Annotated in this window: 23 protein-coding genes; 12 read left to right on the top strand and 11 right to left on the bottom strand. The window is 33.5% G+C overall.

Going from position 1 to position 25342, the window contains the following annotated elements:
- The first annotated feature begins 30 nt into the window (after positions 1–30).
- On the top strand, positions 31–459 hold the full coding sequence (locus FA046_RS06645) for a hypothetical protein (protein WP_136825607.1): 429 nt from the start codon (positions 31–33) through the stop codon (positions 457–459).
- A gap of 277 nt (positions 460–736) precedes the next feature.
- Here the strand turns inward: FA046_RS06645 and FA046_RS06640 are convergent, their stop codons facing one another.
- From FA046_RS06640 to rpsT, 9 genes are all read right to left on the bottom strand, one after another.
- Positions 737–2083 (bottom strand): cell shape-determining protein MreB, encoded by a 1347-nt coding sequence (locus tag FA046_RS06640; RefSeq protein WP_136825606.1) that lies wholly within the window; start codon positions 2081–2083, stop codon positions 737–739.
- A 93-nt stretch (positions 2084–2176) separates the two neighbouring features.
- On the bottom strand, positions 2177–4966 hold the full coding sequence (locus FA046_RS06635) for a TonB-dependent receptor (RefSeq protein ID WP_136825605.1): 2790 nt from the start codon (positions 4964–4966) through the stop codon (positions 2177–2179).
- 109 nt (positions 4967–5075) lie between these two features.
- On the bottom strand, positions 5076–5585 hold the full coding sequence (locus tag FA046_RS06630; RefSeq protein WP_136825604.1) for an Mpo1 family 2-hydroxy fatty acid dioxygenase: 510 nt from the start codon (positions 5583–5585) through the stop codon (positions 5076–5078).
- A gap of 227 nt (positions 5586–5812) precedes the next feature.
- Positions 5813–7375, bottom strand: coding sequence for a ribonuclease Y (gene rny, locus FA046_RS06625; protein ID WP_136825603.1), 1563 nt, complete (start codon positions 7373–7375; stop codon positions 5813–5815).
- A 222-nt stretch (positions 7376–7597) separates the two neighbouring features.
- The gene (locus tag FA046_RS06620) at positions 7598–7894 is read right to left on the bottom strand and encodes a cell division protein ZapA (RefSeq protein WP_136825602.1); all 297 of its coding nucleotides are present in this window, start codon (positions 7892–7894) and stop codon (positions 7598–7600) included.
- Between the two features lie 22 nt (positions 7895–7916).
- Complete coding sequence (locus FA046_RS06615; protein ID WP_136825601.1) at positions 7917–8207, bottom strand: hypothetical protein; 291 nt, start codon at positions 8205–8207, stop codon at positions 7917–7919.
- Positions 8208–8251: 44 nt separating this feature from the next.
- Complete coding sequence (pheT, locus tag FA046_RS06610) at positions 8252–10648, bottom strand: phenylalanine--tRNA ligase subunit beta (RefSeq protein WP_136825600.1); 2397 nt, start codon at positions 10646–10648, stop codon at positions 8252–8254.
- A 108-nt stretch (positions 10649–10756) separates the two neighbouring features.
- Positions 10757–11458, bottom strand: a complete 702-nt coding sequence (radC, locus tag FA046_RS06605) for a RadC family protein (RefSeq protein WP_136825599.1) — start codon at positions 11456–11458, stop codon at positions 10757–10759.
- A gap of 87 nt (positions 11459–11545) precedes the next feature.
- Entirely contained in the window at positions 11546–11797 is a 252-nt protein-coding gene (rpsT, locus tag FA046_RS06600; RefSeq protein WP_136825598.1) for a 30S ribosomal protein S20, read from the bottom strand.
- Positions 11798–11939: 142 nt separating this feature from the next.
- On the opposite strand from rpsT, the gene FA046_RS06595 reads away from it, so the two are divergent.
- The 4 genes from FA046_RS06595 (at position 11940) to FA046_RS06580 (ending at position 16256) form a co-directional block, all read left to right on the top strand.
- Positions 11940–12905, top strand: a complete 966-nt coding sequence (locus FA046_RS06595; protein WP_136825597.1) for a zinc dependent phospholipase C family protein — start codon at positions 11940–11942, stop codon at positions 12903–12905.
- 89 nt (positions 12906–12994) lie between these two features.
- Entirely contained in the window at positions 12995–13573 is a 579-nt protein-coding gene (locus FA046_RS06590; RefSeq protein WP_136825596.1) for a hypothetical protein, read from the top strand.
- A gap of 113 nt (positions 13574–13686) precedes the next feature.
- Positions 13687–15168 (top strand): glycine--tRNA ligase, encoded by a 1482-nt coding sequence (locus FA046_RS06585; protein WP_136825595.1) that lies wholly within the window; start codon positions 13687–13689, stop codon positions 15166–15168.
- A gap of 575 nt (positions 15169–15743) precedes the next feature.
- On the top strand, positions 15744–16256 hold the full coding sequence (locus FA046_RS06580) for a GNAT family N-acetyltransferase (protein WP_136825594.1): 513 nt from the start codon (positions 15744–15746) through the stop codon (positions 16254–16256).
- 76 nt (positions 16257–16332) lie between these two features.
- Here FA046_RS06580 and FA046_RS06575 read toward each other — a convergent pair whose 3' ends face one another.
- Positions 16333–17034: a hypothetical protein gene (locus FA046_RS06575; RefSeq protein ID WP_136825593.1), complete on the bottom strand. Its 702-nt coding sequence runs from the start codon at positions 17032–17034 to the stop codon at positions 16333–16335.
- A gap of 212 nt (positions 17035–17246) precedes the next feature.
- On the opposite strand from FA046_RS06575, the gene FA046_RS06570 reads away from it, so the two are divergent.
- The 6 genes from FA046_RS06570 to FA046_RS06545 all read left to right on the top strand — a co-directional run bounded on the left by FA046_RS06570 (position 17247) and on the right by FA046_RS06545 (position 21973).
- On the top strand, positions 17247–17636 hold the full coding sequence (locus FA046_RS06570; protein WP_136825592.1) for a DUF1801 domain-containing protein: 390 nt from the start codon (positions 17247–17249) through the stop codon (positions 17634–17636).
- A 6-nt stretch (positions 17637–17642) separates the two neighbouring features.
- Complete coding sequence (locus FA046_RS06565; protein ID WP_136825591.1) at positions 17643–18008, top strand: DUF2200 domain-containing protein; 366 nt, start codon at positions 17643–17645, stop codon at positions 18006–18008.
- A 354-nt stretch (positions 18009–18362) separates the two neighbouring features.
- Positions 18363–18716 carry a hypothetical protein gene (locus tag FA046_RS06560; protein ID WP_136825590.1) on the top strand — a complete coding sequence of 118 codons (354 nt, stop codon included), beginning with the start codon at positions 18363–18365 and terminating at the stop codon, positions 18714–18716.
- A 390-nt stretch (positions 18717–19106) separates the two neighbouring features.
- A complete protein-coding gene (locus FA046_RS06555; protein ID WP_136825589.1) occupies positions 19107–19793 on the top strand; it encodes a DUF2927 domain-containing protein in 687 nt (228 codons plus the stop codon).
- A 97-nt stretch (positions 19794–19890) separates the two neighbouring features.
- Positions 19891–20727 (top strand): murein L,D-transpeptidase catalytic domain family protein, encoded by an 837-nt coding sequence (locus FA046_RS06550; RefSeq protein ID WP_136825588.1) that lies wholly within the window; start codon positions 19891–19893, stop codon positions 20725–20727.
- A gap of 97 nt (positions 20728–20824) precedes the next feature.
- A complete protein-coding gene (locus FA046_RS06545) occupies positions 20825–21973 on the top strand; it encodes a lactonase family protein (protein ID WP_169303318.1) in 1149 nt (382 codons plus the stop codon).
- Here FA046_RS06545 and FA046_RS06540 read toward each other — a convergent pair whose 3' ends face one another.
- Positions 21974–23044, bottom strand: coding sequence for an NADH:flavin oxidoreductase/NADH oxidase (locus FA046_RS06540; protein WP_136825586.1), 1071 nt, complete (start codon positions 23042–23044; stop codon positions 21974–21976).
- A 169-nt stretch (positions 23045–23213) separates the two neighbouring features.
- On the opposite strand from FA046_RS06540, the gene FA046_RS06535 reads away from it, so the two are divergent.
- Positions 23214–25268: a TonB-dependent receptor gene (locus FA046_RS06535; protein WP_136825585.1), complete on the top strand. Its 2055-nt coding sequence runs from the start codon at positions 23214–23216 to the stop codon at positions 25266–25268.
- The last annotated feature ends 74 nt before the right edge of the window (positions 25269–25342 follow it).

Here is a 25342-nt window from a genome sequence, read left to right as displayed (position 1 = left end):
TTTTTCGGCATCTTTAAATAAAAAAACCACATGAAAAAAATTTTATTACTTATTTTAACCATTGGAGTACTAGCATTTCAAGGTTGTAAAAAAGATGCCGACTCAGCAATAGTAACCTCTTTAAAAGGACGCTGGGATTTAACCGAAATGAAATTAGAGCTGTTTGAAAACGGTGTTTCTAAACAAAAAGCAAGTGAGAACTATTCTAAAGGCGATGCTTATCTTCTTTTTACAGAAACTACGTTTAAAACTTTCACAGATAGTCAGTTAGAAGGCGAAGGCACTTATACGTTTAACAGTTCTACCAAAACTTTAACTTTAAAAGAAGGTACTGACGTTGAAACTACTATTTTGAAATCTTTTGATGGCAAAACCTTTGTAATTTCAGAAGAAGAAACAGAAACCATAAACGGAGTGATCACCAAAGTTATTTATGATGCCGTTTTCACCAAAGAATAACGATAATTAGGTTTAATAAAAAAGGGGAATCTAGATGGATTCCCCTTTTTTATGCTTTATTAAAAATGAATTATTTATCATTTGTTTTTGGAGGACCAAAACACCAATTTGCATTCCAATCAATAGTTCCCATAGCTCCAACAAAAGTATCTTTTGTAAAACCAGTAGCTAACATTTTAGATTAAAAATAAATTGAAATTTGAATTGATGAAGTTTTAATTAAATAAAAAATCCCACTCATAAATGAGCAGGATTTAATCTTAGATAAAAATTTATTTTAGTAAGTTGAAGAATTTGGATTAAAATTAGTCCAAGTATTAGTCCAAGTATCGTTAGCAGCAAAAGCTCCTCTGTAAGTTGTTGCTGTAAAGAAACCTGAGTTATCAGCAGCTACATAAGTTCCTAACAATGCAGGAGAAGCTGTTTGTGGTGAAAAATTAGGCGCTGATAAATTAAATGGATTTGACAGAAGTAAAGCGGCAGAATTTGCTAATGTAACATTGCCTTCTGTTTCTGCTTTAACTTGGAAAGCTGCAGAATTTAAAGTAGCAGAATTAGTTAAATAAGGTTGTTTCATTGCTGTTACCGCATTATTTTTAAATATAGAAGTACCTGCTACATAAGCAGAAACAGTTTGCTCTGACTCCATAGAAACACCGGCTTCTTTAAATCCACCATAAAGTGAATTAACAACTACAAACTGGGTAGCTCTTCTAAATCTATTTGCAAAATGCTGTTGAGCTGCTTCGTTAGACGCTCCATTTGAACCTAAGAAAGTGAAGTTAGAGAGAACAGGTCTGGTTAATGGTGTTGATGGACCAGCAGTTGGAACTGAAGATTCATTATCACACTCTACGCCATTTCCTTGATCTGTAGGATCAACTAATTCTGGACGACGTAAAACTACTCCAAACTGAATTTTTCCTGTATATCCATTATCAAAATCGAAATCATCATCAGATGTACCGTAAGAAATTAAATATTTTCCGTTAACGGTACCTCCAAAAAACTCATAAGCATCATCTTTAGCATAAGAAATTTGAATATGATCTAACGTTGTACCTGAACCAACTGCATATAAACTTAATGCATTCACTTCTGAACCTTGAGCTACAGCAATACCTGCATATTCAATACGAACATATTTTAAAGTCCCAGAATTATCAGTTGGTATATTGTCTAAACCAAACTGACCACTTACACCTCCTTCAACGATACCTACAGTTGCTCTATTGGTTGGTGCTCTACCAATAATAGTAATTCCGGCCCAATCGCCAGGAGCTCTTGATCCAGCTGCAACTCCCGAAGTGAAAATTATTGGGCTTGCTGCTGTTCCTACTGCTTCAATTCTGGCTCCTTTATCAATAATTAAAGCTCCTTTTTGAGAAACATCAGATTTGATAATAGTTCCTGCTTGGATGGTTAAAACTGCTCCACTTTGAACATGTGTTTCACCTCTTAAAATCCAAACCCTATCAGAAGTTAGTGTTGTATTTGTAGAAACATTGTTAGCAATAACTTCTGGTTCCAAAATAGGAACTACAATATTTTCATCTCCATTGTTACAAGAACTGAGAACAAAAACGACTGATAATAACATTAATAAATAGTTGATCTTTTTCATCTTTATTTTTTTTTCAAAGAAACAAACCTGATGTTACCACAAGATTAATAATCAATTAACTTTAGGTTTTTATATTGTTACCTATTTGTTAACTCAATTAGCAAAACTGAAATCGTAAGTAAAACCAAGTGTGAAATTTGTACCCGTCTTGTAATTAAAAAAATCATTATCTATCCCTTTGTTGTATTTTCTGTTACCATCAAAGTTTTGATAAAGTATTTGACTTTGATTAAGAACATCTCCAATATTCAAGCGTAATTCTCCTTTATTTTTTAATATCTTCTTTGAAACCTGTAAATCAAGAAGATCTCTTCCTATTTCATAAAAATCTGGAATATTCTCGTTTCCTACTCTTGCTATTCTACTTCCAATTCTATTGTACAGCACATTAAGAGAAACACCTGACTTAGGTGAATTATATTGAATGCTTCCGTTTACTAGATAAGGAGATTGCCCTTGTAATGGACGCACCGCTGCTGTAGATTGGTTTCCTAAATCAACTTCAGATTTTATCAATGTTAAATTGGAAGCTACTGTAAAGTTTTCTAACCAAGCCGCATTTCCAAGAAAATCTAATCTTTTTCTAAAATCTAATTCAAATCCATAAGAATAAGCACTTTTAACGTTGTTAAAATTAAATGTAAGATTGCTATAAGTAGCAGAGGAACCAACAATTTGCTCAATAGGATTTTTAAAGTTCTTATAAAAAACTGTAGCGGTAAAAGCCTCTCCATTTGTTGGATAATATTCAAATCTGATATCAGCATTTGTATTATTACTTCTCTTTAGGTTAGGATTTCCTGCTGTTAAAGTATTCTCTTCTTGATTGATGAATGTAAATGGGGCTAATTCTCTAAGCTCTGGTCTGGTTACGGTTTGAGAACCAGAAAACCTTAAGTTAGCCTTATCATTAAAATTATAAGTAAGATTGAATGATGGAAGGACATCAAAAAATGTTTGATCAGCACTAATTGGTAAGCCAGAATTACCAAGCGCATTAATATCTTGAAAATAACTTTCGGCTCTTGCACCCCAAACTAATCTAATTTTATCTGACAATTGATTATCCAGCATAACATAACCTGCATTTAAATCTGAATAGCCATTATAGCTATCAGAATTATTCGTGATTTCATTAAACACAAAACCTGTTTCACTTATATTTTCATCATTAACTATAACTTCTTTTGGTAGCGTTAACTTAGATGCATCAAAATTGCCAAAAGAAGCTGCTTGGTAAATGAAGTTTCTAGAATTGAAATCTCGTTTTCTAATTTGCTTTAAGCCACCAAACTTAATATTACTCTTCTTTTCTAGAAATGTAAACGGAATAGTATAAGCAGCATTTATACCATATATATTCTCTGTTAAATCAGAATAAAAACGTCTTGAAAAGTTATCCGCAAAACTATAAGGATTACTACCTGACTGATTGTATAAAATATTTCTTAAATCAGGCTGATTTCTAGTTACCACTGAATAATTAAGATTCCAATCTAATTTTGAATTTTTCTCTCCAAAACGATGCTCTCCTTCTAGCTGGGTATTAAACAAACCTTTTTGGTTTAATTCTGAACCACTGTAGATAATGTTTCCCTGATTAATATTGGTTCCTGTTCTATCAGTATAGCTATCATCAAAAGTTTGATTGAATAAATTTTTGAAAGAATACTTACTCTTTCCTTTCTTGTAAGAAAAATTAGCTAATGCGCCTAAAGTTGTATTGTATTTATAGACTTGATCATTATACTGATAGTTAGTTTCAATCCCATCAAAAGTCTCTCTTGTTGCACCTTGATAAGTTTGTCCGTTTCGGTAAGTAAGGGAAAGAATACTTCCTAAAGTTCCTTCATTTTTAAAATTTCTAACATTACCCCAATTGATTTGATAACTTTGAATAGGCATTGCTGTGGTGGTTTCAACAGCATAAGGATTATCAAATAATTTGGTATTCGCTATTTTTTCTTGTACTGTGGTATTGTTATTATTGTACAAAGATCTGGATTTAGGAAACCCATCAGGAATGCCTCTACTTCCATCATCAAAACCTAAAAAATCTGTACTATTTCTTCCATTAGACCTAAAGTCTTTAAATGTACTTTGAGAATTGTAGCCAGTTGTTATAGCAACACCAAAAAAATTCTTGTCTGGGATATCTTTAGTGATAATTTGCGTAACACCGCCTGCAAAATCTCCAGGTAAATCTGGACTAGCTGTTTTACTTATTACAATTTTATCAACCAAATTTGAGGGTACAATATCAAAAGAAAACGCTTTTCTATCAGGCTCTGAACTTGGCAAAATTGCATTGTTTAATAATGCTGTATTGTATCTATCTGATAAACCCCTTATCACAATAAACTTTCCATCCTGAATACTCGTTCCACTTACTCTTCTTAGTACCTCAGATGTATTTTTATCTGGCGATTTTCTAATTTGATCTGATGAAATTCCACTAGAAATACTTACGGCATTTTTTTGTTGAGCATATAAAGCTCCAACCGTTTCTTGCCTGTAAGAAGCCGTAACTACTACCTCGTTTAAACTTTGTGTAGCTGCTTCTTCCATAATCACATCCAAACTGGTTACTTTCCCATCTATAACATCTACACCAGTAACATTTTTACTTTTATAACCTAGGTATCTGAAGGTAAGATTATACTTACCGGCGGCTAAATTTGAAATTACATAACGACCTTCTACATCAGTTGCAGCGCCCTTAGTAGTTCCTTCTATACCTACAGTTAAGCCAATTAATGTTTCTCCTGTAGTTTTATCAGTTACTTTACCTGCAATTTTACCAGTTTGTGCGTAAACTTGATTTGCAGAAATAATCAGCAGGAAGCTGATTTTTAGAAGAATTGAAAAATACTTTTGTATCACTTTTGCTTTGTTTTAGTTGATGCAAAAGTATTATCCCAATGTTACGAGTGAGTTACCTAATAATTAAGTAACAATGATGCTAATGTTAATTTAACGTAAACAACACGATTTAATATTTGATATTGAACTTTTTAAGAATAAAGTGCATTAACCATAGCGGACCAATTAACAAAAACTTTAAATCGGTTAACAAAGATGGTTTCTTCCCTTCTATTTGATGGCCAATAAACTGCCCTATCCACGCTAAAACAAAAATAACCAAACTAGATTGCCATAAAGCAGGGCCACCAGCTTGCTCTACATATTCTAACTGCACTACAAAGAAATAGCAGATTCCAAAAAAGAACAGCATTAAATAAGACAAAATTGGCGAAAGCTTTAAATAGTAATAAATACAGGCGGCCATCACTAAAGAAAACCAGTTGATAAACATATTATACTTTCCTAAAAAATTGAGGTAAGGAAATGGAATAGCCGAAATTAAACCAATAATGCTCAATACAATAAGCGGAACACAAACCCAGTGAATAAGCTTATTGGTAGGGTTTTGATGTGATTCTGAATATTTAGCAAGTAGAATATCTATTTCTCTTAGTGGTGATGATTGTGGTTTTGCCATAATATTTAATAATAAAAGCGATGGAGATTAGTCCATCGCTTTGTTTTATAACTGTTTAGGTGCGTTAACGATAGTAGCGGCATCCTTTCTTTGATCCCTTCGACTCCGCTCAGGGTGACAAAAAAGATACAGCGGATAGCGTGTTAAAACGCCCTCTTATTTCTTTTCAAAATCAAAATTTATCCACCGGTTTACGTTGCAGAACAAGGATAAACTGAGGTTTATCCCTACTTGGCGTATGCTACAGAGCGGGTTTCCCTTATTACTGTTACTTTAATTTGCCCTGGATAAGTCATTTCTGTTTGAATTCTGTTAGAAATATCAGCAGCTAAAATTTCAGATTGTGCATCAGAAATTTTCTCACTTTCTACCACAACCCTTAATTCTCTACCCGCTTGTATTGCAAAAGTTTTTTCTACACCTGGATACGATAAAGCTAAGCTTTCTAATTCTTTTAACCTTCTAATGTAACTTTCAACCACTTCTCTTCTTGCACCCGGGCGAGCACCAGAAATAGCATCGCAAGCCTGAATAATTGGAGAAATCATAGAAGTCATCTCAATTTCATCATGGTGAGCACCAATGGCATTACAAATTTCTGGATGTTCTTTATATTTTTCCGCTAATTGCATACCCAAAATAGCGTGTGGCAATTCGGGGTTATCATCAGGCACTTTACCAATATCATGTAAAAGACCTGCTCTTTTGGCCATCTTTGCATTTAGACCTAATTCTGATGCCATGGTAGCGCAAAAATTAGCTACTTCGCGAGAGTGTTGTAATAAATTTTGTCCGTAAGAAGAACGGTAACGCATACGTCCAACCATTCTAATTAACTCAGGATGCAAACCATGAATACCTAAATCAATCACCGTACGTTCGCCAATTTCTACAATTTCTTCTTCAATTTGCTTTTGAGTTTTAGCTACAACTTCTTCAATTCTGGCTGGGTGAATACGTCCATCAGTTACCAAACGATGCAAAGCTAAACGAGCAATTTCTCTTCTTACAGGGTCAAAACCCGATAAAATAATAGCTTCTGGAGTATCATCAACAATAATTTCTATTCCTGTTGCCGCTTCTAAAGCTCTAATATTTCTACCTTCTCTACCAATAATTCTACCTTTAATCTCGTCGTTTTCGATATTAAAAATAGAAACCGTGTTTTCTATTGCAGATTCTGTTGCTGTACGCTGAATAGTTTGAATTACCACTTTTTTAGCTTCTTTAGCAGCGGTTAATCTGGCTTCGTCTACAATATCTTTAATAGAAGCCATTGCATTGGTGCGGGCTTCTTCTTTAAGCTGGCTTTCTAACTGATTTTTAGCATCTTGAGCTGATAAACCTGCAATAGACTCTAATTGCGTAATATGCTGCAATTTAATGGTCTCAATTTCTTCTTGTTTTTTAATAACAACTTCCGTTTGCTTTTCAAATTGCTTACGCTGATTTTCTAAATCCTGCTCTTTTTTGTTTTGATTCTCTAATTTCTGATTTAAAGATTGTTCTTTTTGTTTGAAAGAATTTTCTTTTTGAGCCAGTGTATTATTCTTTTGATTTACTTCTTGCTCATGATCTGCTTTCATCTGCAAAAATTTCTCTTTTGCTTCCAGCAGTTTATTTTTCTTTAAAATCTCTGCATTGTTTTCAGCATCTCTCAATATCTTTTTTACTTTGTTTTGAGCAGCAACTTCTTGCTTTTTAATGAGCTGACGTAGTAAGTACCTTCCTGTTAAAATACCACCACCAAAAGCTACTACTGCTAAGGCGAGGTAAATAATTATTTCCATAAACTTTAATTAAATAAAATAAAAAAAACCGCATTAAATTTTAGACTTCATGTATTGTAAACTTGTCGAACATGATTAGGGTTTAAACCATAAACAGATGACTAAACAGCCAAATGAGTGATGTTTTTGCAACCCTTCTGAATATCGAAGTGTTAAGTTTAATTAATAGTGAAACCTAAAATCTAAAGCGGTTAGATTTTAATACGCTTATATAAAGAACAATTATTTTTTCTGATTAAAAAAATCGTTTAATAAACTGTCTAACTGGTAAACCTTCTCTGCTACGTCTGTATCCTCATTACTAGCCTTTTTTTCGGCCCTAATGGAGGCTGAGGCATAATGAAGCACACACATAGAAAGTAAGTCTTGTTTATCTTTAACCGCATAATTTTCTTGATATTCTTTTATACGATCATTGATCAGCTTTGCAGCTCTCCTCACAATTTCTTCTTCCTCCATATTTATCTTTAAAGGATAAACACGGTCAGCAATATTTATTTTTATAGAGATTTCTCCCATTTGAGCTTAGGTTCACTATGCATTACTTTTTTAGTAATACAATACACTTATCTATTTCCCGCACAAATTCGTTAATTTTTTGCTTGATGTCAAGTGTTTTTTCACTTGAGCCTTCTAAACTTTTAGCTAGCTTCAAAACTCTTAGCTTTTCGTCCTGCTCTTTTCGCTTAGATTCACTGGTTTCTAAGGCTACTTTTAGCGACTGATTTTCTAAATTTAGTAGGTCATTATGCTCCTGTAAGGCTTTTGACAAATCAACCAGCTTTTGGGTGCGGTCCATCACCTGATCTAATTTCTTTGCTATTACAGACATTTTTTTCTTTAAATATTTTTTAATTTTTTGACTTTCGCCTATGATTATCTTACCTCAGCTCCTACTTCTTTGCCGAAGTTAGTAATTAATTTTTGCATGATGCCATCAATTTGCTGATCAGTCAAAGTCTTTTCCTCATCCTGCAAAATAAAACTTAAAGCATAAGATTTTTTATTTGCAGGTAATTTATCACCTTGGTAAACATCAAAAACATTCACTTCTTTTAATAAAGATTTCTCTGTTTTAAGCGCAATTCTTTTTAAAGCTTCAAATTTAACAGGTTGATCTAACAATAAAGAAAGATCTCTTCTTACGGCTGGGAATTTAGATACTTCTTTGTAAGTAATTTTATTATTTTTAACCAACATTAATAACATATCCCAATTAATATTGGCATAAAAAACAGGCTTATTTACATCAGCTTTTTTAAGCTCGCTGGTGGCTACAGCTCCAAACTTAACCAATACTTTTATACCTCTTTTGTATTCAATGCCGTAAGCAAATTTGTCATCAGCAATTTCATCAGATTGTAGATTAATAATATTCAATCGTTTTAAAATAGCATCAATACTTGCTTTTAGATGGTAAAAACCAATGGCTTTAGCTGATTGATTCCACTGCTCGGCTTCAGATTTCCCACTCATAAAAATAGCCAAATGATTTCTCTCTTGATATTTCCCTTCTACAATGTGGTAGGTTTTACCTAATTCATAAAGCTTTAAATCGGCATTTCTTCTGTTTTGATTGTAAGCCACAGCCTCTAAACCAGAATAAAGCATAGATTCTCGCATCACATCCAAATCAGAACTTAATGGATTTAATATTTTAACAGTTTCTTCTAACGAAGGCGAATAAGCAGATTTAGTTAAAGAATTAGAAAGTATTTCAAAAAAACCATTAGCGGTCAGCATATCTGCAATGCTATGCTGAATGGTTTCTTTATCCGGTTTAACCGATACATTTAATGATGCATTTACCTTTTGCGGGATCTCGATGTTATCATAACCATAAATTCTTAAAACCTCTTCTATCACATCAACCGCTCTGGTTACATCAACTTTATAAGTAGGTATTTTTAAAGAAAGTTGAGTAGCAGTTTCATTTACAACTTCAATTCCTAAAGCTTTAATAATAGCCGTAATTTCTTGAGGCAAAATTGCTTTACCAATTAATTTTTGAACATGATCAAACGTTAGTTCTACTTCAAACGGGGCAACAGGGTTTGGGCAATGATCAAAAATGTCTGAAGAGATTTCTCCACCTGCTATTTCCTGAATTAATAAAGCTGCTCTTTTTAAAGCAAAAACGGTCATCTCAGGATCGGTTCCACGCTCAAACCTAAAAGAAGCGTCGGTTTTTAAAGCAAATCTTTTAGCTGTTTTTCTTACAGAAACCGAATTAAAATAAGCACTTTCTAAAAATATATTTTTGGTACTTTCTTTTACTCCCGAATTAATTCCTCCAAAAACGCCAGCAATACACATGGCTTCATTGGCATTGCAAATCATTAAATCATCAGCAGAAAGTGTTCTATCTATCCCATCTAAAGTTTTAAAAACAGTTCCTTCGGCACATTTCTTCACTATCACTTTATCACCAACAATTTCATCGGCATCAAAAGCGTGAAGCGGCTGACCTAAATCATGCAGCACATAATTAGTTACATCAACAATATTATTGATAGATCTTAAACCAATAACCGCTAATTTTTCTTTTAGCCATTGAGGCGAATCCTTTACAGTGATGCCAGAAATAGACAATCCCGAATATCTTGGGGCAGCATCTTCATCAACAACTTCTACCGTAATTTTTGAATTTTGATGATCAATTTTAAAACCTTCTAAAGATGGTTTTAATAAAGGTAAATTAAGGTAAGCCGCTAAATCTCTGGCTACGCCTAAGTGCGAAGCTGCATCAGCCCTGTTTGGGGTTAATCCAATTTCAAAAACAAAATCATCATTTAACTTAAAATAATCTTTTGCCAGCACACCTACTTCAACATCATTAGGTAAAACCATAATTCCAGCATGATTTTCGCCTAAACCAATTTCATCATCGGCGCAAATCATCCCTTCAGAAACTTCCCCTCTTATTTTTGATTTATTGATGGCAAAAGGCTCTCCGTGGGTTGGATATACCGTACAACCTACTGTTGCCACCACTACTTTTTGACCAGCAGCTACATTTGGCGCACCACACACAATTTGAATTAATTCAGAAGCACCAACATCAACTTTAGTTAATCTTAACCTATCTGCATTTGGATGTTGAACACATTCTGTAACATAGCCAATTACTAAACCTTCTAATCCTCCTGGAATAGCTTGTACTTTTTCTAAGCTTTCTACTTCTAAACCAATTGCGGTTAAAATGGTAGAAAACTCTTCTGGAGTTTTATTTGTATCAATAAATTGCTTTAACCAACGATAAGAAATCTTCATGCTATATGTTTCTGAACGGCAAAAGTAAGAAAATCATGGAGATTTTAACCACAGAGAAGTTGGAGATTTTTACAGATTAAGTAAAGATTTCTTTAATTAAAGTCCAAATCAAAGCATTCCTTCATCAGCAAAACTAAAATATGCTCTTTCTGAAAAAATAAGATGATCTATCACTGAAATATCGAGCAATAAACCGGCAGATCTCAACTTTTTGGTTAGTTCTGTATCTGCATGACTAGGTTTTAAGTTTCCTGATGGATGATTATGGGCCAAAACAATATTAGCCGCATTATTTTCTAAAGCAACTTTAAAAATAATTTTAGGATCGGCAATGGTTCCGGCTTGGCCACCTTTAGAAATTAGCACTTTATTGATGATTTTATTGGCTCTGTTAAGCAAAATAATCCAAAACTCTTCGTAAACCAAATCAGAAAAATAAGGCGATAAGTAATTGAAAATATCTTTAGAAGAAGTTATTTTATCAAGATTAGTGATTTCCACTTCCTTTCTTCTTCGGCCTAATTCTAAGGCAGCAATAATAGAAATAGCTTTTGCTTCGCCAATGCCTTTAAATTTGGAAAGTTCTTGAATGGATAGTTTGGCGAGTGCATTTAGATCGTTTTTACAAGAATGGAGGATTCTTTTGCTTAAATCTACCGCTGATTCTGAGGTAGAACCAGATCCAATTAAGATAGCAATTAACTCGGCATCTGTTAAAGATCTTCTGCCTTGTGCACTTAATTTCTCTCTCGGACGATCTTCTTCGGCCCAAGCTTTTATGGTTATTTTGTTTTCATAGGAGGTATTCATGAAATGAAAATACACAAAACCCTGAGATTTAAAACAAAAAAAGCAGAACTCTTTATAGAATTCTGCTTTTAATAAATTTTATTTCTTTTATAGAGCGTTAACGAACTTAGTCAATTTAGACTTGTTGTTAGCTGCTTTGTTTTTGTGAATTACGTTCTTTTTAGCCAAACGATCTAACATAGACGTAACTTTAGGCAATAAAGCAACTGCCTCTTCCTTGCTAACTGAGTTACGCAATTTTTTGATAAAAGTTCTGGTAGTTTTAGCCTGATATCTGTTACGTAAACGTTTTGTAGCGTTAGCTCTAATTCTTTTTAATGCCGATTTATGATTTGCCATTGTTTAGCTTTTTATTCTTTTGAAAAAATTCCCTTATCGGGGCTGCAAATATAGGTTGAATAAATTTAAATACAAATTCAAATTTAAAAAAAATTTAAACCTATTTTGCTTAATTATAAAACGCATCGCTTATTTTTAAAAAATGAAATCTAAAAGGATCATTTTACTGCTTATTATACCCTGCTTATTGCTATTTAGTTCGTGGGGATTTTTTGCCCATCAAAGAATTAACAGGCTGGCTGTTTTTACGCTTCCAAAAGATTTAATAGGATTTTATAAAAGCAACATCAATTACATTACAGAACATGCAGTAGACCCTGATAAAAGGCGTTATGCCGATTCTTTAGAAGCTCCTCGTCATTATTTAGATGCCGACCATTATGGCGAAAAACCTTTTGATATCATCCCAAAAAAATGGAATGATGCAGTTGCTAAATTATCTGAAGACACCTTAAATGCTTATGGAATTGTGCCTTGGCAGATTCAAAGAACCTATTACAAACTGGTAAAAGCATTTGAAAATAAAGATTCTATTTTAATTCTTAAACACTCGGCAGATTTAGGACATTACATTGCCGATGCTCACGTTCCTTTACATACTTCGGAAAATTATAACGGACAAATGACCAACCAAGTGGGCATACACGGCTTTTGGGAAAGCAGATTACCAGAGCTTTTTGCTGGCGATTACGATTATTTTGTTGGAAAAGCCAAATACATTAACAATCCTTTAGATGCTGCCTGGAATATTGTAGAAAACACTTTCACCATGTTAGATTCTACTTTAAGCATTGAGAAAAGATTAGATAAATCTTTTCCATCAGATAGAAAATACACTTATAATGAACGTAACAACAAAGTAATTAAAGAATACTCTCTTGATTATTCTGCGGCCTATCACAAAGAATTAAACGGAATGGTAGAACGCCAAATGAGAAGTTCTATTTTAAGCGTAGGCAGTTTTTGGTATTCGGCCTGGGTAGATGCTGGCCAACCCGATATGAGAAAATTGACCAAGAAAAATATCTCAGCCGAAGAAAAGAAACAGGTTGAAGCCGAAGAAAAACTATTTCAGAACGGAAAAGCTTTAGGAAGACCAGAAAACTAGATAAACACATACTAGAAACAAAAAATTTTAACTATTTAAATAAAAACAACTTTAAATACAAGCTTACGTACAACAAATAAAATTGTACCATGGGCTTAAAAACCATCTTTCGTAGTCTATTCATATTATTAGTTGCCGTTACGTATTCTAACACATCTATTGCTCAAATTAACAGACAAATAAAAAATGGCTATTTTTATGTCGGTTTTGACGCTAACATTGCCACCCTGTTTTCAGGAACTAGCGTTAAAACAATTATGGGCGTTAAACTGGGCTACAATCAAAAAGTTGCTACCAACGTTTTTGTGGGCCCACAGGTGGAAGCTTTATTTATTAGATCTCCCATAAATAGAGGCGCAAGAATATCACTTTTTGCAGGCCCATCTACAGAATTAGAAGTAATAGATAGATTAGATCAATCTGTTAAAACAAAATCTTCTTATTTAAGCACCAAACTTAGTTGGGTGTTTCCTTTAAATCCTCAAACCAGTGATTACGTTTATATGGATTGTATTTCCCTAAGTACTTCTTATAATAGTGATGATTTTTTAGGCTTTAATAAAACTTCTATCAGTTTAAATCTCGATTTTCAGAAATATGATATTGGCTTTTACGGCGGTTTTAATAGAATGGTAAACATTAGTACAGGAAGTATGACTACTTTCTAAAATCATAAACCCACCCTTATTGGTTTCTAAATTAAAATTCTTTTTGCCCATTAATTGAAAATAAACCAATAATATTAATCAAAAAATAACTGCAATGTTATATTTGCAGCATCATGGCAAAAATAAACGAAGAAATTTTTAAAAATGTAATCTCTCATGCTAAAGAATATGGTTTCGTATTCCAAAGCAGCGAAATATATGATGGCTTAAGTGCAGTTTATGATTACGGCCAATTAGGTGCCGAGTTAAAAAACAACATCAAAACCTATTGGTGGAAAGCCATGGTACAAATGCATGAAAACATTGTCGGGCTAGATTCTGCCATTTTTATGCACCCTAAAGTTTGGAAAGCTAGCGGACACGTAGATGGCTTTAACGACCCAATGATTGATAATAAAGACTCTAAAAAAAGATACAGAGCCGATCAATTATTAGAAGATAAAATTGCTGCGTATGAAGCAGAAGGCGAAAAGCTAAAGGCCGAAAGCTTACAAACCGAGATGGATAACGCTCTAAAAGCAGAAGACCTTCCTCGTTTAAAAGAACTCATAGAAGAACATAAAATAGTTTGCCCTTTTTCTAAAACTGCTAACTGGACTGATGTAAGACAGTTTAACCTGATGTTTGCTACCCAATTTGGCGCAATGGCAGAAGGTTCTGAAGAAGTTTACCTTCGCCCAGAAACTGCACAAGGTATTTTTGTGAACTTTTTAAACGTTCAAAAATCTGGCAGAATGAAAATCCCTTTCGGGATTGCGCAAATAGGTAAAGCCTTCAGAAACGAAGTAATTGCCCGCCAATTTATTATGCGTATGCGTGAGTTTGAACAAATGGAAATGCAATTTTTTGTTCGCCCTGGCACCGAGATGGAATGGTATAATAAATGGAAAGAAACTCGCTTAAAGTGGCATTTAGCATTGGGTACTAATCCAGAGAAATATAAATTTCATGATCATGCAAAATTAGCCCATTACGCCAACGCAGCAGTTGATATTGAATTTGAATTCCCTTTTGGTTTTAAAGAAGTAGAAGGCATTCACTCTCGTACTGATTTTGATTTAAGTCAGCACCAAGAATTTTCTGGTAAAAAAATGCAATATTTTGATCCAGAAGTAGATGAGGAAACCGGCAAACCTTACGGAAATTACATTCCTTATGTAATAGAAACTTCCATAGGTTTAGATCGTTTTTTCTTAGTGACTTTAATTAACTCTTTTGAAGAACAAGATTTAAGTACCGAAGATAAGCAAGATTCTCGTTCTGTTTTAAAGCTTCATCCAGCTTTAGCGCCATATAAAGCCGCTATTTTGCCTTTGACCAAAAAAGACGGACTACCAGAGAAAGCCCGAGAAATTATGGACCAATTGAAACTTGATTTCAACATGGCTTATGACGAGAAAGACTCAATCGGTAAGCGTTACCGCCGTCAGGATGCGATTGGAACTCCATTTTGCATTACCGTAGATTACGATACTTTAACAGACAATTCGGTAACCATTCGTCATCGCGATAGCATGACACAAGAAAGAGTAGCCATCCAAGATTTGCAAAAAATTATTGGCGATTTAGTAAGCTGGAAAAACCTATTGAGCTAATTTTTTTTTTTGAAAGCAAAACCTGTTTTTCATAGGTTACGCTAGTCCCGCTATTCGCTACAATCCCTTATTTGTGAAAAACAAATAAGGGATTTTTGCTGCTATCGGGTTTAGATAACTAAGGCTTTTTCAAACAATGAAATAAAACTTACTTGGGGTTTAAAAGATTTGTGATATTTTAAATTCAAAAAAAGAAAAAACTCACGCTGTTCAAATTAGCTCTTAACACATCTCGAACTTAAAATAAAAAGGATTTGTCCGTTTTGAACAATCATTTAAATAGGCAGCTTTTAAAACGATAAAACCTAAATCATCACACTACGAAATGAATCCGATTGGAATGACAAAACTTAGCGACTAAAAATGGCTGCAAACCAAAAAACATTTTAAGCACTCGTTGCAAACGAGCGCAATTACCAAACCATAGTTAAAAAACGTTATTGCTCTTGGCAGTGTTAAATACCAACGTCGTATTCTTATGTGCATTAGTGGTGACAAAAATACTTTTCATTTAAAAAAAACTACCTTTTAATTTCTTAAAATTGAGCTTTTAACAACTCGAAATAAAAATCCACATGCAAATAGTAAACTGTAACGCAAACGATATTGATGAAATTTTTAGCTTTTACAGCAATGCATCAGCACTTCAAAAATTATTAAATAAGGTTGTGTGGCCCGTTTTTAATAGGTTTTTAGTGGAAACTGAATTAGCAGAAAATAGGCAGTTTAAATTATTGATTGATGGCAAAACAGCTTGCATTTGGGCAATAACTTTTGACGATCCTGAGATTTGGGGAGAAAAAAATAATGACCCTTCTGTTTACATCCATCGTATTGCTACACACGCTGATTTTAGAGGCAAAAATTTGGTGAAGGAAATTGTGAAATGGTCAATTGATTTTGCCAAAGCAAATCAAAAGCTTTTTGTAAGATTAGATACCATCGGTGGAAACCAAAAATTGATAGAACATTATCAAAAATGTGGCTTTAATTATTTAGGCCTTACTAAAATGGAAACATTTGAAAACCTGCCAGCGCATTATCATCACGCAACAGTTAGCTTGTTTGAAATCCCTGTTCAGTATTAAAATTAACACTCACGCTGTTAGTAACATTAGCTTTCGTTTCAAACCGACGCAATGATGTTTCATAAAAGTGGATTCCTTAACAACCCACAATTCCCTTTTTCATTTGAGGAATTGTAGCAGCATCTGGATAAGCAGAATTGGGTTTTAGCTTAACGGTTGTGTGCGGTATATTATCGCTTTTCACTTTTTGTTCCCAGCTTTTAACTTCAAATTCTTTATTCAATTGCCTAATTAATTCTCCAGCATTTAAGTAATAACGACGCTCTTTTATTTTATCTATCGTGTTTTGATATTCTGTTTTACTTGGTGGACCGCCAAACATCCAGCTCATTTCTTGTTTGAAAACAAAAAATGCTTCCTCGTTTTTTAAATAAATCCTTTTTTTCTCTCCCCAATGCTCGCTGTTTAGCAAATAATCTATTAAAACCATTTTATCACCTTCATAATACCTCACCAATTGCCCGCTGCCAGGGTCGTTTTTACAGTTAAAATTGATCATTTCTTTACGCAAACTACCGCCATTCTCTAACCTTTGTATCCTTTGATATTCATCCCTAATGTTGGCAATTAAACCAGTTTCCTTTTCGTCTGCTTTTATAACATCTTCTTTAAATTGCTGATTAGAATTTAACCCATGAGGAATTGAAGCTTGAGTAGTAGGCTTATTTGCAACTGAATCTGAATCTTGTTGAGCGGTTTGTTTTGTGCTATTATTTGTACATCCAACTGCTAGGTAAAAAAATGGCAATAATAAAAAGGCTTTGAAGTGAAGCTTCATGTTTTGTTGTTTTTTAAATTAGAAAAGGCAACTTTCGTTCCAAGGTGTGTGAATCTGTACTTTGTGTGAATTTAACAAGAACAAGGATTTGTATATAACAAGTGGCTTTCAAACTCTTCAAGCTAGATTATTAGTGTTAATTAGTGTATTTTGTGATCAGAAATAAATAAGATATTAAGCTAAAAGCAATCGCCAATCTTACGCCAACAACAATGAACAGTGAAATAAAAGCATACCACGAAAAACAAACCCCAGCAGATCAAGAAATTTGCAACCAATTGGCTAGCATTATTTATGGAGAATTAAATGATGCAGAAAGTAAGATTTGGCACTCCCACCCTGTTTGGTTCTTAAACGGAAACCCAATAGTTGGTTACAGTAAACAAAAAGCAGGTGTAAGGTTAATGTTTTGGAGCGGTGCAGATTTTGAAGAAGAAGGTTTAAACGTAAGAGGTAAAAAATTTAAAGATGCTTCGGTTTTTTATAATCATGTTAATGAAGTAAAAGACGATGATTTAAAGCGCTGGCTAAAAAAATCAAGAGCAATACAATGGGATTATAAAAACATAGTAAAAAGAAAAGGACAGTTAGAAAGGTTGTAACAAATTATGAATAATACAACCCACCATGATGAGCGTATCGCAAAAATGACCTTTGCTTCGGTTTATCCCCATTATTTAACAAAAGTGGAGAAAAAAAGCAGGACCAAAGAAGAATTGCATCAGGTAATTAACTGGCTTACTGGTTATGATGAAGCAAAACTCCTGAAGCTGATAGAAGAAAAAGTAACTTTTGAAAAATTCTTTCAAAACGCTAAAATAAACCCAAACACTCATCTTATTACAGGTTTAATTTGTGGCTATCGTGTAGAAGAAATCACAAACTCGTTAACCCAACAAGTAAGATATTTAGATAAGTTGGTAGATGAATTGGCAAAAGGAAGGAAGATGGAGAAAATTTTGAGAGCTGAGTAAAATTTTCGTTTTCGTTTGTGCATTTGTGGCAAAAAAAATGGTTGCAAACCAAGGAACTAGTTTAAGTACTCGTTACAAACGAGCGCAATAATGCCTCGCTTTCCTTAGTTTGAGGCATAGCAAAAACTCAAAATTAAAAATTCGTGTTCATTTGTACATTTTTGGCTAAAAATGGTTGCAAACCAAATAAAGGGTTAAGCACTCGTTGCAAACGAGCGAAATAGCCATTTTGAAATCAGAAGCCAAAAAAGATGATTTAATTTCTCCAAACAATTCATCATATTTACCTTGTAAAATCAAAAAAATCATCATCAATCAATGCCTCATTACACTATTCCCATCAAATACAGAAAAATGGAGAATCTCCATATTGTTTTTTGGCTATTAAAAGACATCAGCTGGTGTTTGTTTTTAAAACCTTTAGGAATTATTATGATTGTTCCTACCTTAACTATAGCTGTAATTATAGCTTACAGAACTCGAAAAATGGTTTCTGAACTTTGCCATAATTTGGCTATTTCACTTTGGATTTTAGCCAATTCTTATTGGATGGTAACAGAATTTTTAGAATTTGATAGTCATTTGGTTTATGGTGATGTTACGTTTAAACATCTATCATTAATTCCTTTTTTTATGGGAGTATTTACTTTGGGCTATTACTACCTTTATTGGCTACCTAAAAATCCAAATGAAGAAAATACTTTGTAAAAAAGGAACAAGGTACTGGAGAAAATATTTAGTATTTCTATTTCATAAAACGTTTAAATACAAAAACTTTTTTACTACAAAACACGTTTATTTGAGCAGTAAAGAGCTTAAATATGATACAAAACCCTGCCTATTCTTTAATTTCGACCTTTTTATTTTTTGTTGCTATCGGAATATTATTACTCTTAGAGTTAACTTCTACACTACTTAGCCTTCTTTTTATATTAACACCTATATTATTAATCTGGATTAGTTTATCGTTCTATAAATATTTAAGAGAAGGTAGAAAGAAAAACTTTTTCACACCAGAAAAAGATAACGACTGGTTCATTTAATACTTTGAACAATAAAAAAACATATTAAACGTATATAGAAGTCTTAACGTTTAATGTGGCGTATAATTTAATTGCAATTCTTATCTATTCGTTTCTATTCTCAACAAATAGAAGTGAAATCCCATCCAATTCTTTTTATGATAAAGAAGTTGTTCACTATTTTGGGGAAACTGCATTTTATAAAAACGCTTGGTTAAGCCGATGGGAAAAACCTATTTTGGTAGAATGTACAGGCAAATACTCATCAGTTGATTATGATAAAGTGCTTCAACTTATTGATGAAATAAGACCAGAATTAGGAAACATCCCTATTCAGTTAGTAAAATCAAATGGAAATTTTGTGGTTCATTTTGAAGATAATTTATCAAATTTTGAGCATAACATTGCTTTTAAGAATGACAAAGTTCCCTTTGGATTTATGCGCCCTACGTTAAATAAACGTCATGAATTTTTAAAAGCCGACCTTTACATCCATCCTTCTTTAGTCAATCAAAAAAAATATGAGGTTTTACGCCATGAGTTTTGCCATGCTTTAGGCTTAATGTCTCACTCCTATAAAGTTTTTAGTTCTGAAAATTTGTTAGGGAAAACCATTTTTAGTGATGAGAAAGCTTATGAAAAATCGCTTACTGCCCAAAAAATACCTATCTTGGATAAAATGGCAATCCAGTTTCTCTATAACAGGGTTTTATCATTAAATTATTCTAAAAAAGAATTTGAAGTTGATTATTTAAAAAATTAGAGTCACACAATTGAAATTTCAAAGTATAAACTAAGTCACAATAAAGAGAAACAATTAAGGCTTGGTTTCGTACAAAAAATATAAACTAATTTAAATCATGGGTTTAAGAAAAAAAAGAGTTAAAGTTTATTCTGTTTTTGGTGTATTAGTAGCGGTAGTTACCTTAACATTACCTAACATTAGCTGGAAAACAGACAGAAAAAAAGAGATTACACCTGTTACCACAATTGAGATAAGTGCCCCAAGTAAAATAGATTACGAAAAAGCACCAGAAACAAATACTAAAGCAATTTTATTTATTAACTATTTAAATAAAGTTTATGAAGATGCTTCATTAAAAGAAGCAAATTTAGCTTTACCTGTATTTGAAAAAGCTATTATTGGTTTTTACAATCTAAATAACAACCACAAATTAAATCAAGACAAGCAAATTATTACTGTTATTGATTTTACAAGACCTAGTTCTGAAAAAAGAATGTGGATTATAGATCTTGAAAAGAACAAATTACTTTTAAATACTTACGTTGCCCACGGACAAGGAAGTGGAGGAGATTTGGCAAATTCTTTTTCTAATATTGAAGAATCACACCAAAGTAGTTTAGGCTTTTATGTGACCAGCGAGACTTACATAGGTAAGCATGGATTATCATTAAGATTAGATGGCCACGATAAAGGAATTAATGATAAAGCAAGAAACAGAGCTATTGTTGTACATGGAGCTTCTTACGTGAGTGAAAATTTTATTAAATCAACCGGTCGCTTAGGTAGAAGTTTTGGCTGCCCAGCTGTACCTGTTGAACTTAATGATAAAGTAATTAGATTGATAAAAGATAAGACCTGCATGTTTATCAACGGAAATACCAAAAGTTACCAATCTAAATTTCTTAACCAAGAAATGGCCTATACTAACTTTTCAAATATTCCACGATCATAAAAAATATTCCATATTTATGTAAAGAGCTTTCAATTGATGAAGGCTCTTTTTTTATGAATTTTCTTTTATCTTGCTCACCAATTCAATGCTTAAAATCATGATCAGCAGCTTCAAAAACATTATTTTGTTACTTTTATTTGTGGCTATCCCATTTTCGGGCATTGCACAAAAGAAGACTCGTTTTTACCACTTAATTGTTGGCACTTATACCAAAACACAAGATAAAGGTCTTTTTGTGTACAAATTTGACAGTAAAAAAGGCACACTTACTTATGAATCTTCTTCAGAAGGGATAAAAAATCCTTCTTATTTAGCAATAAGCGATGATGGAACAAAAGTTTATTCGGTAAATGAAAGCGGTACAGATAGAAAAGGCGGCGTAAGTGCTTTTAACTTTAATCAAAAAACAGGTAAACTAAATTTCATTAATGAACAAGACACCAAAGGTACTGGGCCTTGCTATATTAGCATCGCTAATGATAATAAATATATTTTTACCGCAAATTATGCAGGCGGAAATGTAAGTGCCTTACCTTTAAATAACGATGGCAGTATTGGGAAATTAACTCAGCTCGTTCAACATGTAGGAAGTAGCGTTGATAAAAGCCGACAAAAAGAGCCTCATGCGCACTCAGCCATTTTCTCACCAGCCGGAGATATTCTTTACAGCGCAGATTTAGGAACGGATAAGCTTTATGCCTATCAATACAACCCAAACAATGCTCAACCACTTTCTGAAGCTACACAAGCTTTTACAAAAATAGAACCCGGTTACGGACCACGACATTTTGCTTTTAACAAACAAGCAAACCGAGTTTATGTAATTGCTGAAATGAAAGCCATGGTTTCTGTTTTTAGTTACCAAGATAAAGCCCTAAAACACCTACAAGACATTAGCATGAATACTGCTGATTTTAAAGGAACAAATGGCGCTGCCGATATCCATTTATCTAATGATGGAAAATTCCTTTACGCCACAAATAGAGGCTCGGTTAATGAAATAGTGATTTTTAAGGTAGATAAAAGTACAGGAGAATTAGAAAGAATTGGTGCTGAAAGTAGCAGAGGAAAAACTCCTCGTAACTTTATGATCACTGCAAACGACCGCTTTTTATTGGTTGCTAATCAAAACTCAGATGATGTTTATGTTTTTAAACGAAATAAAAAAACGGGTTTACTAAACTATAATAATCAAAAAATTACTGTTGGCAGTCCAGTTTGTCTAAAAATGACTCCGGCAAAATAACTATCTAAATTTTCCTCTTTCGTACTGAATGGGCCACTTCACGTTGGCTTCTAATTGATGGGCAGCCCTTAAAGCAAAATAAGGATCTCTTATGAACTCTCGGGCCATAAAAATCATATCGGCTTTGCCTTGTTGTAAAATTGATTCGGCTTCTTGGGCTGTAGTAATTAAACCTACTGCCCCAGTTAATATATCAGCCTCTATTTTAATTTTTTGGGCAAATGGAACTTGATATAAAGGTTTTACTTCGATAGACTGATGAACAACTAAACCGCCAGAAGAGCAATCTATTAAATCAACACCTTTCTCTTTCAAAATTTTTGACAACAAAACCGACTCTTCAATATTCCATCCTCCGTTAGCCCAATCGCTAGCAGAAATGCGCACAAAAAGCGGAAGGTTACTTGGCCAAACTGTTTGAATAGCTAGAGTTACTTCAATTAATAACCTTATTCTGTTCTCAAAAGAACCACCATATTCATCGGTTCTTTGGTTTGCCAAAGGCGATAAAAACTGATGCAATAAATAGCCATGAGCAGCGTGAATTTCTATCACCTTAAACCCTGCGGTTAAAGATCTTTGCGCTGCAATTCTAAAATCTTCAATAACTTTTATAATTCCAGCTTTGTCTAAAGCTTTGGGCAATAAAGTGTTTTCATGAAATGACAGGGCACTTGGTGCAACTCTTTCCCATCCATTTTCTTCGTTTGGAGAAATTAACTGGCTAACGTTCCAAGGTTCAGAGTGACTTGCTTTTCTACCTGCATGTGCCAATTGAATACCCGCGACAGCGCCTTGTGAGGATATAAAATCTGTAATTCTTTTTAAACCTTCAATATGTTCATCCTTCCAAATTCCTAAATCAAAGGGTGTAATTCTACCTTCTGGGGACACCGATGCAGCCTCAGAAAACACCAGTGCTGCACCTCCTACCGCTCGGCTTCCCAAATTCACCAAATGCCAATCGCTACTAAACCCATCTAGAGAAGAATATTGGCACATGGGAGAAACCACTAACCTATTTTTAAAATTTACCGACTTGATTTGAATGGATTCGAATAATTTTGACATGCTATTTAAATTATACTAATAGAACAGGTTAGCGCTAAAAGGTTTGTTGCAGAAATGACATTTTAATAAAAATCATCAATCAAAATATTAATTCTGAAAAGCTATTTTTGATTTTTTAAAATTATTAAAACTTATTTACAGATTAGTCCTTGTATCACAAATATAAACAATGAAAATTGCCCTATTTACCTTATTCTCTTTATTTTCATTTTCCAATTTATTCTCTCAGGAAGGTAAAGACAGCACCCGTATTTTACAAGAAATAACGGTAAAAGCCTATTTATCTGAGCAACCTTTGCTTGGTTTACCCTCTTCTGCAGTAGTGATCAATCCAAAACAAATACAGCAAAGCACTGTCAATTCTCTTTTGCCCGTTTTAAATACCATTAGTGGTGTAAAAATGGAAGAAAGATCTCCTGGAAGTTACCGAATTTCTATTCGTGGGAGTTTGTTACGCTCTCCTTTTGGGGTTAGAAATATTAAAGTTTATTATGATGATTTTCCGCTAACTGATGGTGGAGGAAACACTTATTTTAACTTAATTGATCAATCTGCTATAAACAATATAGAGATTTTAAAAGGTCCGGATGGCAGTTTATTTGGAGCAAATTCTGGCGGGGTAATATTGGTAAATACTCAGGCTAAAGCCGATGAAATATCTTTAAATTTAGGTGCTGGCTCTTATGGATTTGCGAGACAAAATATCAGTATCAATCAAAACAGAAAGAATTTTGATTTCAATATTCATCAAGCCATACAACTTTCTGATGGTTACAGAGACCACAGTCAACTAAAAAAATATTTTTTCCAGACTCAAGAAAGGTGGAGGTACGCTAAAAAAGCTACTTTAAAATTCTCTGGCTTTTACAGTGATTTAGGATACGAAACACCCGGAGGATTAAACCCCGCCCAATTTGAAAGTAACCCACAAGGAGCTAGGCCAAGAGTGGGAAATACGCCTGGCGCTGAAGAACAAAAAGCAGCAATTTATAACAAAACTTTTTTTGGTGGCTTGGCGCATGAAATTCAAATCACTCCCAAATTAAAACATGTCATTTCCATTTCAGGCATCAATACAAATTTTGAAAATCCTTTTATCACCAATTATGAAAAACGTAAAGAACATTCTTTTGCAGTTCGTACTTATTTTGAGTTAAAAAACAACCAAAAAAATAAACTAAAATACCAATGGAATACTGGTTGGGAATATCAAAAAACAAATACAGCTATCCTTAATTATGGAAATGACAGAGGCGAAACCACCACTATTTTAGCTGCCGATAGAATTAAAAATCAACTACAATTTGTATTTACTCGTTTTGCTTTACAAAGCGGCAAACACTTTAAAGCCGAGATTTCTAATAGCTTAAATTTTGCCGGTTACAGCTTTGAAACTTTACCAGAATCTAGCAGTGCGGTGGTTACAGGTTCTCAAAACTTAAAAACACAATGGATGCCAAGGTTGGGTTTATCTTATTTAATTAATAACCAAATTGCTTTACGCGGAATAATTAGCAAGGGATTTTCTACCCCAACTACTGCCGAAATAAGAGCGTCGGACGCTAAAATAAACACCAATTTAAAATCAGAAAATGGTTGGAATTACGAATTAGGCATGAGGCTTAGAACGCCATTTGAGGCCGTTAATTTAGATATTTCGGCGTTTTATTACCGATTAAACGATGCCATAGTGAGGCGATTGAATGCTAATGACCAAGATTTTTTTGTGAATGCTGGTGGAACTAACCAAAAAGGAATTGAAGTAGCACTTCAAACTAAAATTTTAAATAATAAAACAGGCTTTATTAAAAACCTTGATTTTAATAATGCCTTAACTTTAAATGATTTTAAATTTAGAGATTATACTATTGGCAGTAATAATTTTTCGGGCAATTTACTAACTGGTGTGCCTAAAATTAACTGGAATAGTAATGTTAATTTAGACCTTAGCAAAGGTTTTAATTTATATGGGCAATATCAATTTAACGGAAAAACATCTTTAAATGATGCTGCAAGTGTATTTGCAGATAGCTATCATTTAGTGATGATGAAATTGAGCTGGCAAAAGCAAATTCAAAAAGCAAAACTGAGTTTTAATATTGGTGCAGATAATATTTTAAATGAGAAATACAGCTTGGGTAATGACTTAAATGCTTTTGGAACCAGATTTTTTAACGCTGCCGCTGATAGAAATTATTTTGTGGGTTTAGGCCTAAGGTTTTAAGGAATTAAAATAGTAGCAAAAGCCCGAGTACAATAAACCCAATTGCAGCGGCATCCTTTTTGAGCTTTTTGGGC

The sequence above is a fragment of the Pedobacter cryophilus genome (assembly GCF_005116455.1).
In the GTDB taxonomy this organism is placed as follows: Bacteria; Bacteroidota; Bacteroidia; order Sphingobacteriales; family Sphingobacteriaceae; genus Pseudopedobacter; species Pseudopedobacter cryophilum.
The sequence above is the reverse complement of the archived record's forward strand: the minus strand, read 5'-3'. Positions and strand labels throughout refer to the sequence as shown.

Excerpts from the sequence above, each read along its gene's own strand:
- FA046_RS06590 (WP_136825596.1), top strand. The coding sequence starts at position 12,995 with ATGGGCTTAAAAACCATCTTTCGTAGTCTATTCATATTATTAGTTGCC.
- FA046_RS06630 (WP_136825604.1), bottom strand. The coding sequence starts at position 5,585 with ATGGCAAAACCACAATCATCACCACTAAGAGAAATAGATATTCTACTT.
- rpsT (WP_136825598.1), bottom strand. The coding sequence starts at position 11,797 with ATGGCAAATCATAAATCGGCATTAAAAAGAATTAGAGCTAACGCTACA.
- rny (WP_136825603.1), bottom strand. The coding sequence starts at position 7,375 with ATGGAAATAATTATTTACCTCGCCTTAGCAGTAGTAGCTTTTGGTGGT.
- FA046_RS06595 (WP_136825597.1), top strand. The coding sequence starts at position 11,940 with ATGAAATCTAAAAGGATCATTTTACTGCTTATTATACCCTGCTTATTG.
- FA046_RS06620 (WP_136825602.1), bottom strand. The coding sequence starts at position 7,894 with ATGGGAGAAATCTCTATAAAAATAAATATTGCTGACCGTGTTTATCCT.
- FA046_RS06550 (WP_136825588.1), top strand. The coding sequence starts at position 19,891 with ATGGGTTTAAGAAAAAAAAGAGTTAAAGTTTATTCTGTTTTTGGTGTA.
- FA046_RS06540 (WP_136825586.1), bottom strand. The coding sequence starts at position 23,044 with ATGTCAAAATTATTCGAATCCATTCAAATCAAGTCGGTAAATTTTAAA.
- FA046_RS06640 (WP_136825606.1), bottom strand. The coding sequence starts at position 2,083 with ATGAAAAAGATCAACTATTTATTAATGTTATTATCAGTCGTTTTTGTT.
- FA046_RS06575 (WP_136825593.1), bottom strand. The coding sequence starts at position 17,034 with ATGAAGCTTCACTTCAAAGCCTTTTTATTATTGCCATTTTTTTACCTA.
- FA046_RS06570 (WP_136825592.1), top strand. The coding sequence starts at position 17,247 with ATGAACAGTGAAATAAAAGCATACCACGAAAAACAAACCCCAGCAGAT.
- FA046_RS06615 (WP_136825601.1), bottom strand. The coding sequence starts at position 8,207 with ATGTCTGTAATAGCAAAGAAATTAGATCAGGTGATGGACCGCACCCAA.
- FA046_RS06535 (WP_136825585.1), top strand. The coding sequence starts at position 23,214 with ATGAAAATTGCCCTATTTACCTTATTCTCTTTATTTTCATTTTCCAAT.
- radC (WP_136825599.1), bottom strand. The coding sequence starts at position 11,458 with ATGAATACCTCCTATGAAAACAAAATAACCATAAAAGCTTGGGCCGAA.
- pheT (WP_136825600.1), bottom strand. The coding sequence starts at position 10,648 with ATGAAGATTTCTTATCGTTGGTTAAAGCAATTTATTGATACAAATAAA.
- FA046_RS06585 (WP_136825595.1), top strand. The coding sequence starts at position 13,687 with ATGGCAAAAATAAACGAAGAAATTTTTAAAAATGTAATCTCTCATGCT.
- FA046_RS06545 (WP_169303318.1), top strand. The coding sequence starts at position 20,825 with ATGATCAGCAGCTTCAAAAACATTATTTTGTTACTTTTATTTGTGGCT.
- FA046_RS06645 (WP_136825607.1), top strand. The coding sequence starts at position 31 with ATGAAAAAAATTTTATTACTTATTTTAACCATTGGAGTACTAGCATTT.
- FA046_RS06565 (WP_136825591.1), top strand. The coding sequence starts at position 17,643 with ATGAATAATACAACCCACCATGATGAGCGTATCGCAAAAATGACCTTT.
- FA046_RS06560 (WP_136825590.1), top strand. The coding sequence starts at position 18,363 with ATGGAGAATCTCCATATTGTTTTTTGGCTATTAAAAGACATCAGCTGG.
- FA046_RS06580 (WP_136825594.1), top strand. The coding sequence starts at position 15,744 with ATGCAAATAGTAAACTGTAACGCAAACGATATTGATGAAATTTTTAGC.